General features: G+C 73.5%; 11 protein-coding genes. 9 read left to right on the top strand and 2 right to left on the bottom strand.

Features of this window, described 5'->3' with window-relative positions; translation table 11 throughout:
* The first annotated feature begins 147 nt into the window (after nt 1–147).
* Complete coding sequence (locus tag ACIP5W_RS08475) at nt 148–543, top strand: ribonuclease domain-containing protein (RefSeq protein ID WP_401468639.1); 396 nt, start codon at nt 148–150, stop codon at nt 541–543.
* 235 nt (nt 544–778) lie between these two features.
* On the opposite strand, the gene ACIP5W_RS08470 is transcribed toward ACIP5W_RS08475, so the two are convergent.
* Nucleotides 779–1,813: a Gfo/Idh/MocA family oxidoreductase gene (locus ACIP5W_RS08470; RefSeq protein ID WP_401468636.1), complete on the bottom strand. Its 1,035-nt coding sequence runs from the start codon at nt 1,811–1,813 to the stop codon at nt 779–781.
* A gap of 130 nt (nt 1,814–1,943) precedes the next feature.
* Here ACIP5W_RS08470 and ACIP5W_RS08465 point away from each other — a divergent pair, with 130 nt between their 5' ends.
* The 8 genes from ACIP5W_RS08465 (at nt 1,944) to ACIP5W_RS08430 (ending at nt 12,638) form a co-directional block, all read left to right on the top strand.
* The gene (locus ACIP5W_RS08465; RefSeq protein WP_366059478.1) at nt 1,944–2,681 is read left to right on the top strand and encodes a GntR family transcriptional regulator; all 738 of its coding nucleotides are present in this window, start codon (nt 1,944–1,946) and stop codon (nt 2,679–2,681) included.
* 172 nt (nt 2,682–2,853) lie between these two features.
* Nucleotides 2,854–3,858 (top strand): sugar ABC transporter substrate-binding protein, encoded by a 1,005-nt coding sequence (locus tag ACIP5W_RS08460; RefSeq protein ID WP_401468633.1) that lies wholly within the window; start codon nt 2,854–2,856, stop codon nt 3,856–3,858.
* Nucleotides 3,855–4,886, top strand: coding sequence for an ABC transporter permease (locus tag ACIP5W_RS08455; protein ID WP_401468630.1), 1,032 nt, complete (start codon nt 3,855–3,857; stop codon nt 4,884–4,886). Before ACIP5W_RS08460 ends, ACIP5W_RS08455 begins: the two co-directional genes overlap by 4 nt.
* Before the next feature lie 116 nt (nt 4,887–5,002).
* On the top strand, nt 5,003–5,758 hold the full coding sequence (locus ACIP5W_RS08450) for an ATP-binding cassette domain-containing protein (RefSeq protein WP_401469006.1): 756 nt from the start codon (nt 5,003–5,005) through the stop codon (nt 5,756–5,758).
* Between the two features lie 137 nt (nt 5,759–5,895).
* Nucleotides 5,896–7,047: an ROK family glucokinase gene (locus tag ACIP5W_RS08445; RefSeq protein ID WP_401468627.1), complete on the top strand. Its 1,152-nt coding sequence runs from the start codon at nt 5,896–5,898 to the stop codon at nt 7,045–7,047.
* Nucleotides 7,044–7,637 carry a sugar kinase gene (locus ACIP5W_RS08440; RefSeq protein WP_401468624.1) on the top strand — a complete coding sequence of 198 codons (594 nt, stop codon included), beginning with the start codon at nt 7,044–7,046 and terminating at the stop codon, nt 7,635–7,637. Before ACIP5W_RS08445 ends, ACIP5W_RS08440 begins: the two co-directional genes overlap by 4 nt.
* Before the next feature lie 103 nt (nt 7,638–7,740).
* On the top strand, nt 7,741–10,578 hold the full coding sequence (locus tag ACIP5W_RS08435; RefSeq protein WP_401468621.1) for an SNF2-related protein: 2,838 nt from the start codon (nt 7,741–7,743) through the stop codon (nt 10,576–10,578).
* A complete protein-coding gene (locus ACIP5W_RS08430) occupies nt 10,575–12,638 on the top strand; it encodes an SWIM zinc finger family protein (protein WP_401468618.1) in 2,064 nt (687 codons plus the stop codon). Before ACIP5W_RS08435 ends, ACIP5W_RS08430 begins: the two co-directional genes overlap by 4 nt.
* Before the next feature lie 612 nt (nt 12,639–13,250).
* Here ACIP5W_RS08430 and ACIP5W_RS08425 read toward each other — a convergent pair.
* Entirely contained in the window at nt 13,251–14,216 is a 966-nt protein-coding gene (locus ACIP5W_RS08425) for a glycoside hydrolase family 6 protein (RefSeq protein WP_401468615.1), read from the bottom strand.
* Between the last annotated feature and the right edge of the window lie 251 nt (nt 14,217–14,467).

Raw genomic sequence — 14,467 nt, 5'->3', positions numbered from 1 at the left:
CCGGCCACGCTGGCGGCGAACGGACGTCGACCTCGGCCGTGTCGGGGCCCGGCGCAGGTTAACTGCCGGAAAACTCAACGCACTTGACGGGAAATTCTTCGAAGTTGTCATTGACATGCCATCGTCTACGCGCGTCATCATGAAGGCATGAGATTCCCCCCACGGATCACTCGCACCGGCGGTGCCGCCGCCCTCCTGTCCGTCCTCCTCGTCGGCGGAACCGTCTCCGCCGGGCCGGCGACCGCCGCGGCGACCGCGGTCGGCAGCATCTGCTACAGCGACCTGCCCTCGCAGGCGTACACCACGCTGCGGCTGATCGACCAGGGCGGCCCGTTCCCGTACTCGCAGGACGGATCCGTCTTCCAGAACCGGGAAGGCGTCCTGCCCTCGAAGTCCTCGGGCTACTACCACGAGTACACGGTCAAGACACCGGGCTCCTCCACGCGCGGCGCGCGGCGCATCGTGACCGGTCAGCAGTACGAAGAGGACTACTACACCGCCGACCACTACGCGAGCTTCGACCTGGTCGACCACGACTGCTGACCCGGCCGGCCCGCGGAGAACGGCGCCACCGGCCGGGAGCCCGGCCCGCGTTCAGCCGGGTTCCCGGCTCTCCGCGGCGGCGAACAGGGCGAACGCGAGCACCGGGAGCGCGACACCGCAGGCACTGCGACACACCGCCCGCACCGTCCACCGCGCCGAGAGCACCGCGCGCCCGCACGTGCCGCGAGCACCGCCCGCACCGCCGGGGCGCGGCGCACACCGCGAGCACCGCCCGCTACGCCCCCGTCGCTTCCGTTTCTTCTTCCGGCGAGTCCGGGATCTCCGCCAGCGACACGGCCCGCCGCTCGCGCCGGGACACCTCGCAGGCCTCGGCGATCCGCAGGGCCTGGAGGGCCTCGCGGCCGTCGCAGGGGTTGGCCCGCCCGCCCCGTACGACATCGACGAAGGCGATCAGCTCCGCCTCGTACGCGGGCCCGAAGCGCTCCAGGAAGCCGGTCCACGGCTTGTCGGCCGCCGGCGGCCCGGTCGGCTCGGTGGAGGCGATCGGCGTGCGGTCGTCGAGTCCCACCACGACCTGGTCGAGTTCCCCGGCCAGCTCCATGCGGACGTCGTACCCCGCGCCGTTCAGCCGCGTCGCCGTGGCCGTGGCGAGGGTGCCGTCGTCGAGGGTGAGGACCGCGGCCGCGGTGTCGACGTCTCCCGCGGCGCGGAACATCGCGGGCCCGGCGTCCGATCCGGCGGCGTAGACGTCGGTCACCTCGCGTCCGGTCACCCAGCGCAGGACGTCGAAGTCGTGGATCAGCGCGTCCCGGAACAGGCCGCCGGACACCGGCAGCCACGCGGCGGGCGGCGGTGACTGGTCGGAGGTCACCGCGCGCACGGTGTGCAGCCGTCCGAGCCGGCCCGAGCGGACCGCCTCGCGGGCGCCCGTGTAACCGGCGTCGAAGCGGCGCTGGAACCCCATCTGGAGGACCGTTCCGGCGGCCTCCACCTCGGCGATCGCCGCCAGGGTGCCGGCCAGGTCCAGGGCGATCGGCTTCTCGCAGAACACCGGCAGCCCCGAGCGCGCCGCCCGGCCGATCAGCTCGGCGTGGGCCGAGGTCGCCGTGGTGATCACCACCGCGTCCACGCCCCACCGGAAGATCTCCTCGACCCCCGGCGCGGCCGTCTCGCCCAGCCGCAGCGCCAGCTCCGCCGCCCGCGCGGGTTGCGTGTCCGTCAGGATGAGGGATCCGACCTCGCGGTGACGGCTGAGCGTGTTCGCATGAATGGTGCCGATGCGGCCCGTCCCGATGACCCCGATGCGCATGGAATCAAGGTGACGTCGAAGTCCGGTACCTGTCAATGTGTTTGTCCGGACAATCTGACTACACGACTTCCCGTCAACCGGTCGCGGAGCTACGCTCGAGCCCGTGCCGAAACCAGAGGTGGACCCGACCGTGCAGCTCGAACTCCGTGTGGACCGAAGCTCTCCGGTGCCGTTGTACTTCCAGCTGTCCCAGCAACTGGAGGCGGCGATCGAGCACGGAGCGCTCACCCCGGGCAGCCTGCTGGGCAACGAGATCGAGCTGGCCGCCCGGCTCGGCCTGTCCCGCCCGACCGTCCGCCAGGCCATCCAGTCCCTCGTGGACAAGGGCCTGCTGGTCCGCCGCCGGGGCGTCGGCACCCAGGTCGTGCACAGCCAGGTCAAGCGCCCCCTGGAACTGAGCAGCCTCTACGACGACCTGGAGGCGGCCGGCCAGCGCCCCGCGACGACGGTCCTGGTCAACACCGTCGTCCCCGCGTCCGCCGAGGTCGCCGCCGCGCTCGCGGTGGCCGAGGGCAGCGAGGTGCACCGCGTGGAGCGGCTGCGGCTCGCACACGGGGAGCCGATGGCGTACCTGTCCAACCACATCCCCTCCGGCCTGCTGGACCTGGACACCGCCCAGCTGGAGACCACGGGCCTGTACCGGATGATGCGGGCGGCCGGGATCACCCTGCACAGCGCCCGCCAGTCCATCGGCGCCCGCGCCGCCACCGCCGCCGAGGCCGAGCGCCTCGCCGAGCCGGAGGGCGCCCCGCTGCTCACCATGCGGCGCACCACCTTCGACGACACGGGCCGCGCGGTCGAGTTCGGCGACCACATCTACCGCCCCGCCCGCTACTCCTTCGAGTTCCAGCTGCTGGTGCGGCCGTAGCGCACACCCTCCCGAGGACCGCCCGCGTCGCAATGTCCGGACAATGCGACCGGCTCGCGGTCCCCGGCCGTGCGACGCGTGATCCCCGTGTTCGATACTGGGGCGTTTGCGTCCGGTGAGAGAACACCGGAGGCGCGCGTACGGCAGCACACGGCAAGAAGGGCACGGCCTCGTGGCACGGTTTGGGACCTGGACAGGGATCGCGTTGGCGGGGGTGCTCTGCGTCTGTCTCGCGGGGTGCAGCAGTACCGGGGGAAAGCGTGCCGAGGACGCCCGCGAGGCAGCCGCCGCGCAGGGCCGGGCGGCGGTCGACACCCCCCGCTGGACCTTCGCGATGATCACCCACTCGGGTGACGGCGACACCTTCTGGGACATCGTCCAGAGCGGCGCGAAGCAGGCCGCGGTCAAGGACAACATCAACTTCCTGTACTCCCACGACGACGAGGCCCAGCAGCAGGCGCAGCTGGTCGACGCGGCGGTCGACAAGAAGGTCGACGGCATCATCGTCACCCTCGCCAAGCCCGACGCGATGAAGGCCGCCCTGGCCCGCGCCCGCAAGGCCGGCATCCCCGTGATCACGGTGAACTCCGGCTCGGCGGAGTCGAAGGCGTTCGGCGCGCTCACCCACATCGGCCAGGACGAGACCATCGCCGGCGAGGCCGTCGGCGAGGAGCTGAACCGGCGCGGGAAGAAGAAGGCGATCTGCGTCCTGCACGAGCAGGGCAACGTCGGCCACGAGCAGCGCTGCGACGGCGTCGCCAAGACCTTCACCGGCACGGTGACCGACCTCTACGTCACCGGTACCAACATGCCCGACGTGCAGTCGGCCATCGAGGCCAGGCTCCAGGCCGACCCGTCGACCGACGCCGTCGTCACCCTCGGCGCGCCGTTCGCCGACACCGCCGTCAAGGCCGGGCAGGGTGCCGGCAGCAAGGCCGAGATCGACACCTTCGACCTCAACGCCAAGGTGGCCGCGGGCCTGGCGGACGGCACCCTCGGCTTCGCCGTCGACCAGCAGCCGTACCTCCAGGGCTACCAGGCCGTCGACCTGCTGTGGCTGTACAAGTACAACGCCGACGTGCTCGGCGGCGGCGGACCCGTCCTGACCGGACCGCAGATCATCACGAAGGACCAGGCGGATGAGCTGGCCGCGTACGCCGAGCGGGGCACCCGATGAGCGCGCTCACCCCGGACGAACGGCTGCTGCGGGTCTCCCCGCTGCGCAAGCTCCTCGGCCGCCCCGAACTGGGCTCGGTCGTCGGCGCGCTCGCGGTGTTCGTCTTCTTCGCCCTCGCCGCCGACAGCTTCCTGCGCGCGAGCAGCCTCAGCACGGTCCTGTACGCGTCCTCGACCATCGGCATCATGGCCGTCCCGGTCGCGCTGCTGATGATCGGCGGCGAGTTCGACCTCTCGGCCGGTGTGCTGGTCACGTCCTCGGCGCTGGTGTCGTCGATGTTCAGCTACCAGATGACGGCGAACGTCTGGGTCGGCGTCGGGGTCTCCCTGCTGGTCACCCTGGCCATCGGGGCCTTCAACGGCCTCATGCTCACCCGCACCGGGCTGCCCAGCTTCATCATCACGCTCGGCACCTTCCTGATGCTGACCGGCATGAACCTCGGCTTCACCAAGCTGATCGACGGCACCGTCTCGACGAAGACCATCGCCGACATGGAGGGCTTCGCCGGCGCCCACGACGTCTTCGCGTCCACCCTGACCATCGGCGACGTCAACGTCAAGATCACGATCCTGTGGTGGTTCGCCCTGGTCGCGGTGGCCTCCTGGATCCTGCTGCGCACCCGCGCCGGCAACTGGATCCTCGCCGTAGGCGGCAACCAGGACGCGGCCCGCGCGGTCGGCGTCCCCGTCGCGAGGACCAGGATCGGCCTGTACATGGGCGTCGCCCTCGGAGCCTGGATCTCCGGCCAGCACCTGCTGTTCTCGTACGACGTCGTCCAGTCCGGCGAGGGCGTCGGCAACGAGCTGATCTACATCATCGCCGCCGTCATCGGCGGCTGCCTGATCACCGGCGGCTACGGCAGCGCGGCCGGATCGGCGGTCGGCGCGCTCATCTTCGGCATGACGAGCAAGGGCATCGTCTTCGCCGAATGGAACCCCGACTGGTTCAAGTTCTTCCTCGGAGCGATGCTGCTCCTCGCGACCCTGCTCAACGCCTGGGTCCGCAAGCGCGCGGAGGCCACCAAGTGACCCGGACACAGGGACAGACACAGACGCAGACGCAGACCCAAACGCAGACCCAAACGCAGGCACAGGCACAGGCACGCACACAGACGCCGACCGACAGCCGTACGCCGCTCGTCGAGCTGTCCGGCGTCAGCAAGCACTACGGCAACGTCCGCGCCCTCGAAGGCGTCTCCCTGGAGGTCCACGCCGGCCGCATCACCTGCGTCCTCGGCGACAACGGCGCGGGCAAGTCCACCCTCATCAAGATCATCGCCGGTCTGCACGGGCACGACGGCGGCACCCTGAGCCTCGACGGCGAGGAGACCCGGCTGTCCTCCCCGCGCGAGGCCCTGGACCGCGGCATCGCCACCGTCCACCAGGACCTGGCCGTCGTCCCGCTGATGCCGGTCTGGCGCAACTTCTTCCTCGGCTCGGAACCCCGCAAGGGAACCGGCCCCTTCAAGCGCATGGACGTCGACCTCATGCGCCGCACCACCCACGCCGAACTCCTGCGCATGGGCATCGACCTGCGCGACGTGGACCAGCCCATCGGTACCCTCTCCGGCGGCGAACGCCAGTGCGTCGCCATCGCCCGCGCGGTGTACTTCGGCGCGAAGGTCCTGATCCTCGACGAGCCGACGGCCGCCCTGGGCGTCAAGCAGTCCGGCGTGGTCCTGAAATACGTGGCCGCCGCCCGCGACCGGGGCCTGGGGGTCGTACTGATCACCCACAACCCCCACCACGCCCATCTGGTGGGCGACCGGTTCGTGCTGCTGCGGCGGGGGACCATGGTGGGAAGCCACACGCGGGACGAGATCACCCTGGACGAGCTGACCGAGCAGATGGCGGGCGGCAGCGACCTGGACGACCTGCGCCACGAGTTGCAGCGTCCCTGAGGGGCGTGGGGCCGTACCGGTGCGCGGCTTTGCCGCGTGGGCGCGACAGGCCACGACGCGCCCGCGGCCGACAACGCGCACACACCCCGCCTCCCGCGTTCGGCACCGCGGGTACCCGTGCGGCAGAATCGGCCACGATGAGCACCTACCGCGACCTCACCGCCCCCATCGGCTCCCGCCGAGCCACCGCGCTGCGCACGGTCGGCACCCGCGAGCGCCGCTCCCACCTGACCGCGCCCCGGGTGCCCACGGTCGGGATCGACATCGGCGGCACCAAGGTGATGGCGGGCGTCGTCGACGCGGACGGCAACATCCTGGAGAAGGTCCGCACGGAGACCCCGGACAAGTCCAAGAGCCCCAAGGTCGTCGAGGACACGATCGTGGAACTGGTCCTGGACCTGTCCGACCGGCACGACGTGCACGCGGTCGGCATCGGCGCCGCCGGCTGGGTCGACGCCGACCGCAACCGCGTCCTGTTCGCCCCCCACCTGTCCTGGCGCAACGAGCCACTGCGCGACCGCATCGCCGGCCGCCTCGCGGTGCCCGTCCTCGTCGACAACGACGCCAACACCGCCGCCTGGGCGGAATGGCGCTTCGGCGCGGGCCGCGGCGAGGACCACCTCGTCATGATCACCCTCGGGACCGGCATCGGCGGCGCCATTCTGGAGGACGGCCAGGTCAAGCGCGGCAAGTACGGCGTCGCGGGCGAGTTCGGCCACATGCAGGTGGTACCCGGCGGCCACCGCTGCCCGTGCGGCAACCGCGGCTGCTGGGAGCAGTACAGCAGCGGGAACGCGCTGGTCAGAGAGGCCAAGGAGCTGGCCGCCGCCGATTCCCCGGTGGCGTACGGGATCATCGAGCACGTCAAGGGGCAGATCGGTGACATCACCGGCCCGATGATCACCGAGCTGGCCCGCGAGGGCGACGCGATGTGCATCGAACTGCTCCAGGACATCGGCCAGTGGCTCGGCGTCGGCATCGCCAACCTGGCCGCCGCGCTCGACCCGTCCTGCTTCGTGATCGGCGGCGGTGTCTCCGCCGCCGACGACCTGCTCATCGGTCCCGCGCGCGACGCGTTCAAGCGGCAGCTCACCGGACGCGGCTACCGCCCCGAGGCCCGGATCGTCCGCGCCCAGCTCGGCCCCGAGGCCGGCATGGTCGGCGCCGCCGACCTGGCCCGTCTCGTCGCCCGCCGCTTCCGGCGCGCCAACCGGCGCCGCGTCGAGCGCCACGAACGCTTCGAGCGGTTCGCGGAGGCCGCCCGCCGCGCCACCGGGGACACCGCGTGACGGCCGTCGTGTCCCACCGGTCCGCCCACCCGGACGAACCGTCCCGCCCGCCCGAGGCCCGCGGCCACGTGATCCGCCGCCGCGCGCTCACCCTGCTCATCATCGGGCTGCTCATCGGCGTCCCGGCCGGCTACCTGGTGATCTCCGCCAACCAGAGCCGCGACAGCGGCAAGGACAAGGAGGCCAAGTACTCGGCGACCGGACTCACCGAGGCCTGGCCGTCCAAGGTCCAGCAGCGTCTCTACCAGGTGCCGGTCCCGCACCCGTCGAACAAGGTCGCCTACTACGAGACGAACAACTGGCGGACCAGCCGTCTCTACGTCCAGTTCCAGACCACCCACGCGGGCCTGGACGCCTTCCTCGCCGAACTCGGCTACAGCCGGTCCGACCTGAAGAAGGACGACATCACGATCAGCGAGCGCGACCGGAGCATCACCGGCTGGAAGTTCGCCGGACCCGGCTCCCGGCCCGGCGACTACTACGGCTTCGTCCGCAAGCAGAAGGACCCCCAGCCCACCCAGGACGTGGTGGTGAACACGGGCAACCCGATATTCCCCATGGTGTACGTCGTCTCGCGCACCGTTCCCTAGGGACCCCGGGGCCCCGGGGCCCTCCCTCGGACCGATTGTCAGACCCCGCCCGTAGAGTCGGAGACGAATGAGCCGACACGTGGGCGGGAGGTGGACACTGCGCATGAGCGACACGACCGCGGTCGCCGGGCACCCGGCGGAACCCGTCGGCGCGCGCCTCGCCGCCGTCTTCCTGCCCGCGCCCCTCCCGCGCGAGGGCCGGGTCGCCTTCTGGGCCCCGGACGACGGCCCGCTGCCCGGGCCGGCGCACGCCGAGCGCACCGAACTGACCGTCGTCCGCCGGCACGGCACCTCGGTCCGCCGCCGGCAAACCCCCGCCCTCTCCCTGCCCGTCGAGGCGGCCCTCCCGCTCCTGGTGCGCGCCCGGCACGACCCCGCGGCCCACCCCGCGACCGCCTGCTGGGGCGCCGCCGCCCTGCACGCGCTGCGGCTCACCGCCCGCGGCCGGCTGCTGCCGGGCCTCACCCCGACCGGCCACGACGCCTGGCGGGCCGGCCCGCTCGAACCGGAGGACGTCGCCCACCTGCGCGCCGTCGCCGCCGCCCTGCCCTACGAGGGCCACGCCGTCCCGCTGCCCGGCCCCGGTCCCCTCCGGCTGCCGCAGCCGGAGGCCCTGGTGCGCTCCTTCCTGGACGCCGTCGCCGACACCCTGCCCCGCACCCCCGCCGCGCCCCACGCGTCCGGGAAACCCTTCGCCGACCGCCGGCCGCAGCGGCTGCCCGGCGCCCGGGACTGGGCGGCCGAGGTCGCCGCCGGCATGGACGCGGGCGTGCGGATCTCCCTGCGCCTCGACCTGTCGGCGTACGACCTGTTCGACGACGGCGAAGGAGCCCGGCGCGCCGGAGCGGCCGTCGTCCAGGTGCACAGCCTCGCCGACCCGACCCTGGTGACCGACGCGGCGGCCCTGTGGTCGGGCCGGGCCGACGCCGCCTTCGGGCCACGCGCCCGCGTGGACGCCGCCCTGGCCCTGCGGCGCGCCGCCCGGGTCTGGGCACCCCTCGCCCGCCTCGCCGACCAGGACGCGCGCACCCTCGACGTCCTTGCCCTGTCCGAGGACGAGCTGAACGACCTCCTCGGCGTGGCCGCGACCCGCCTCGCGGCGGCCGGGGTCGCCGTGCACTGGCCGCGCGACCTCGCCCAGGACCTCAGCGCGGCCGCGGTGGTCCGGCCCGCGCCCGGCTCCGCGACCGACGGCACCGGCTTCTTCGAGAGCGAGGACCTGCTCCGGTTCCGCTGGCAGCTGGCCCTCGGCGGCGACCCCCTCAGCGAGGCCGAGATGGACACCCTCGCCGAGGCCCACCGCCCCGTCGTCCGGCTGCGCGACCAGTGGGTCCTCGTCGACCCGGCCCTCGTCCGCAAGGCCCGCAAACGCGAACTGGGCCTGCTGGACCCGGTGGACGCCCTCGCCGTCGCCCTCAGCGGCACCGCCGAGGTCGACGGCGAGACCGTGGAGGCGGTCCCCGTCGGCGCGCTCGCCGCCCTGCGCGACCGCCTCACCGCCGGTCTCCGGCCCGCCGAGCCGCCCCCCGGCCTCGACGCCACCCTCCGCGACTACCAACTGCGCGGCCTGGCCTGGCTCGACCTCATGACCTCCCTCGGCCTCGGCGGCTGCCTCGCCGACGACATGGGCCTCGGCAAGACGGTCACCCTCATCGCCCTCCACCTGCGCCGGGCCCGCCCCGAACCCACCCTCGTGATCTGCCCCGCCTCCCTCCTCGGCAACTGGCAGCGGGAGATCACGCGGTTCGCCCCCGGCGTCCCCGTCCGCCGCTTCCACGGCTCCGACCGCACCCTGGACGACCTCACCGGCGGCTTCGTCCTCACCACCTACGGCACCATGCGCTCGGCCGCCGCCACCCTGGCCCGGCAGCCGTGGGGCCTGGTCGTCGCCGACGAGGCGCAGCACGTCAAGAACCCCTTCTCGGCCACCGCGAAGGCACTGCGCACCATCCCCGCCCCCGCCCGCGTCGCCCTCACCGGCACGCCCGTCGAGAACAACCTCTCCGAGCTGTGGGCGCTCCTGGACTGGACGACACCGGGCCTGCTCGGCCCTCTCAAGGCCTTCCGGGCCCGCCACGCGCGCGCGGTGGAGAACGGCGAGGACGAGGAGGCCGTCGAGCGGCTCGCCCGCCTGGTCCGCCCGTTCCTGCTGCGGCGCAAGAAGTCCGACCCCGGCATCGTCCCCGAGCTGCCGCCCAAGACCGAGACCGACCACCCCGTCCCGCTCACCCGCGAACAGGCCGCGCTGTACGAGGCGGTGGTGCGCGAGTCGCTGCACGTCATCGAGACGGCGAACGGCATCGCCCGCCGGGGCCTGGTCCTCAAGCTGCTCGGCGCGCTCAAGCAGATCTGCGACCACCCGGCGCTCTACCTCAAGGAGCAGGCCCCCGCCACCGGCGACGCCCTCGCCGCCCGGTCCGGCAAACTCGCCCTGCTGGACGAGTTGCTGGACACCCTGCTGGCCGAGGACGGCTCGGCCCTGGTCTTCACCCAGTACGTCGGCATGGCCCGGCTGATCACCGCCCACCTGGCCGGCCGCGCCGTCCCGGTGGACCTCCTGCACGGCGGGACGCCGGTGCCCGAGCGCGAGCGCATGGTCGACCGTTTCCAGGACGGTGCGACCCCCGTCCTGGTCCTGTCGCTGAAGGCGGCCGGCACCGGCCTGAACCTCACCCGCGCGGGCCACGTCGTCCACTTCGACCGCTGGTGGAACCCGGCCGTGGAGGAACAGGCCACCGACCGCGCCTACCGCATCGGCCAGACCCAGCCGGTCCAGGTCCACCGCCTCATCACCGAGGGCACCGTCGAGGACCGCATCGCGGAGATGCTCCAGGCCAAACGCGCCCTCGCCGACGCGATCCTCGGCTCCGGCGAGTCCGCCCTCACCGAGCTGACGGACCGTGAACTGTCCGACCTGGTCAGGCTGCGGAGGGAGGCATGATGGCGGAGACCGGCGCGAGCGGTCCGGCCGAGGCGGTCCGCCGGGCCCTGCGGGCGGCACGGGGGCGCGCGGACGACGCGGCACCGGCACCCACAAAACCCTCCGAGGTGCCCCCGGACCAGCCGCGGCAGGAGACCGCGCCCGCGGAGTCCGGCGCGCGACGGCCCGAAGGCACTCCGCCCCGCCCGGGGGACGCAGCCCGCGCGGCTCTGCGGCGCGCGGCCGACGCGCCCCGGCCCCGCGAGGAGGCCCCGCGGACCGACGTCCCCCCGGCAGCGGACGTACCCCCGGCTCCCCACGGGCCGCGGGGCGGGTCCGGCGCGCGGCCCGGTGACGTGGCCCGGGAGGCCCTGCGCGCGGCCCGCGCACAGGCACGGCGGACGCCGCCGGAAACCGGGGAACCGGCAGAGGTTGCGAGCGCACCCCGGGCTGCCCGCCCCGGCGCACACCCCGGCGGGTCCGTGAGCGCCGGCCGCCCCGGCGACCGTGCCGCCGAGGCCCGCGCGCGGGACGTACGGTCCTTCGCCGAGGACGCCTTCCGGATGCCGTCGGAAACCGGCCCCGCGGCGGCGGCCGAAGCCCCCGGGCCGGCCGGATCCGCATCCCGGGAGGCCGGTCCGCCCTCCCGGACACCCGATCCCGCCCCCGCCGCCCGCTGCGGACCCGCCGCCCGTTCCCTGACCGCCCCCGCCGCCCGCTGCGAACCCGCCGTCCCTTCCCCGGACGTCCCCGCCTCCCGCTCCGAAGCCGCCCCCCGTCCTGATCCCGCCCCCGTCCCCGCCCTCCCCTCCATGGCCGCCCCCGCCCGCGACGGCGATCACCGCCGCACCTTCCCCGCCTTTCCGCCCCGGCCGGCCGAGGCGGGCGGCGGATTCGCCGAGACCTGGTGGGGCGATGCCTGGATCACCGCGCTCGAGAAGGGCGCTCTCGACGCCGAGCGGCTGGCGCGCGGACGGGGTTACGCCGAGCAGGGGCACGTGGACGCCATCACCGTCACGCCCGGCCTGGTCCTGGCGTACGTGCGGGGCAGCCGAACCCGTCCCTACCGCGTCCAGGTGCGTCTGCGCACTCTCGGCGACGAGGACTGGGAGCGGTTCCTGGACGCCGCGGTCGAGCGGCCGGGGCACATCGCCGCGCTGCTCGACAAGGAGATGCCCGAGTCCCTCGCCGACTGCGGCGTGCCGCTGCTCCCCGGCCCGGGCGACCTCGCCCCCCAGTGCAGCTGCCCCGACCGCGGACACCCCTGCAAGCACGTCGCAGCCCTCTGCTACCAGACCGCGCGGCTCCTCGACGCCGACCCGTTCGTCCTGCTCCTGCTGCGCGGCCGGGGCGAACGCGAACTGCTCGACACGCTGTCCCGCCGCAACGCCGCGCGGGCGGCCCGCGCGGCCCAGGAGCAGGAACCGGAACCCGTGCCGGGCATCCGCGCCACCGACGCCCTCGCCGCGCGCCGCCTCCCGCCCTTGCCGGCTCCCCTGCCCCCGCCGCCGCACCCCGAACAGCCGCCCGCCTACCCCGCCGTGCCGAACGGCCCCGACTCCTTCGCCCTCGACCAGCTCGCCACCGACGCGGCCCTTCGCGCCCACGCGCTGCTGACCACCGGTCACGACGAGATCGGTGAACTGACCCTCTGGCAGGACGCCGTACGGCTCGCCGCGGCGCGTCCCGGCTCCGGACTGACCGCCACCAGCCGCGCCCTCTACGCCTCCCTGGCCTCCGCCGCCGGCCGTACCCCGGCCGAGCTGGCCCGCGCCGTCGCCGCCTGGCGACAGGGCGGCCCGGACGGACTCGCCGTCCTGGAAGACCTCTGGGACCCGCCCGCCGGCCGCTTCGACCGGGCCCGCCCCCTTCTCCGCGCCGCCGACCTACCCGCCTTCCGCCCCTGGCGCAACCACCTCACCCACCCCCACGGCCACGTCCAACTCCGCCTCGGCCGCGACGGTCTGTGGTACCCGTACGAATCGGAGCCCGGCCGGCACGACTGGTGGCCACGCGGCACCCCCGACATCGACCCGGTGGGCGCCCTGACCGGCCTGGCCACCTGGGCCGACGACGTGTGAACCACCGACTCGACCGGTGCCCTTCGACGGTGTGCCGGCCGAGGACGAATTACTTGACCACGGCCCGCCACCGCCGGGTCCGCCCACCATGCCGCCACAGCCACAGCCACAGCCACAGCCACCGCCACCGCCGTCCCGTCCCCGACAGGTGACGCGCCCCGCCGGCGTCGAGTCCGCCGGCGGGGCGCGCGACTGCTCGGTGACGGTTCGCCAGCAGGTCCAGTGGGTCCGGGCGAGCAGGCCCGTCCGCCAGGGCAGGCGGAGGTGATCGCCGCCGGGGAAGGTCACGTCGGCCCGGCCGGCGAAGGGTTCGTTCTCCGGCAGGTTGAACTTGCTGTCCGACAGCACCATCTGCGTGTTGCCGAAGCCGTTGGGGAAGCCGGCCGGGCTGGTCCGGGCACGGTGGACGTGCTCGGCCTGCGTCCGCGTCGCGGCGGGAGCGGCGCAGGCGGTGAGGACCGCAACGACGGGGGCCGCGCGGTGCCGTGGGCTGCGCGGCCCCATGGCGGCTCCCCGGTCGATGGGATGGTCGAGGAAACGCCCGCCGCCCCGGCGGACCGCCGCCCGCTGCGGTGGAGTGCCGGTCGCCCGGGCGGGCGGCGGAGTCCCGGATCAGTAGCCGTAGATCATCTTGTACGCGACCTCGGGGAGGAACTGCCCGGCCGTGGAACCGGCTCCGACACCGCAGTTGCCGTCCGACTCGCCCGGGGCTTTGATCCACAGGAGCATCTCGGCTCCTCCGCCCGTCCGGGTGGGCGTGCCGATGCGGCGGCCCGAGGGGTTGCACCACTGCCCGTCGGAACCGTTGCCGTTGCGGCTGGTGTCCACGACGAACGGCTTGGTGTAGCCGAAGCGGGCAGCGAGTTCCCTGTTGACGGCGTTGCCGTAGGCGGTGTTCTCCGCGGTGGTGAAGTAGTTGGAGACGTTGAGCGAGAAGCCGTGGGCCTGACGGAGGCCGGCTTCGTGGAGGCGCCGGGCCATGGTCGCCGCGTCGACCCAGCCCGGGTTGCCGGCGTCCATGTAGACCCAGGTGTTGGGGGCCTGGCGGTTGAACTGGGCGAGGGCGCCCGTGAGCATGCCCTCACGTTCGTCGATCTGCGCCTGGGTCATGCAGCCGTAGTCCCCGAGGGAGTCCGGTTCGAGGATGACGACGGCCGGGCGGTTGCCGATCCCGCCGGCGAACTGGGCGATCCAGTCGGCGTAGGCGGACGGCGAAGCGGCTCCGCCGGCGGAGTGCCCGCCGCAGTAGTCGCGGTTGTAGACGTTGTAGGCGACGAGGAGGGGCAGCTTGTCCCGTTGGTCCGCCGCTCCGACGTAGGCACCCGTGGCGGTGCCGATGGTGCCGCTCCAGGAGCCGAACCAACGGGCCGTCGGCGTGTTGGCGATGGACGCGTTGATCGCGGCGGTCCGGCCGTCGCCGGGGTTGGCGGCCACCCACCTCTTCGCGCTGGAGTCGGGGTCCACGTAGAACCCGCTGGTCATGGTGGTCGGGTCGGCCGCGTGGGCGGACGGTGCGGCGGCGAACGCCAGCGGCAGGGCTAAGAGTGCTGCGGTCAGGGCGCGGAGTCTGCGGCGCATGACGGAACCTCGTTCTCCTGGCAGGGATGCGTCGCACGCTCTCGTCCCGAGCGTGCGACGCGCTGAGGAAGTGCGGTGGTGCGACCTGTTCTGGGAGCGCTCCCACTGGAAGCGCTCCCAGATGCCGGCAAACCGTTGGGCGTGGTCGGTATGGTGTGACGGAGCAGGTGCACTGTCAAGAGTCGACGCGCAAGCGCGTTCTGGGATACGCCTGCCGGAAGTCCGAAGGGTTCGGAAACTGGAAGCGCTCC

The sequence above is a fragment of the Streptomyces sp. NPDC088766 genome, assembly GCF_044750845.1.
Classification (GTDB): domain Bacteria; phylum Actinomycetota; class Actinomycetes; order Streptomycetales; family Streptomycetaceae; genus Streptomyces.
The sequence above is the reverse complement of the archived record's forward strand: the minus strand, read 5'-3'. Positions and strand labels throughout refer to the sequence as shown.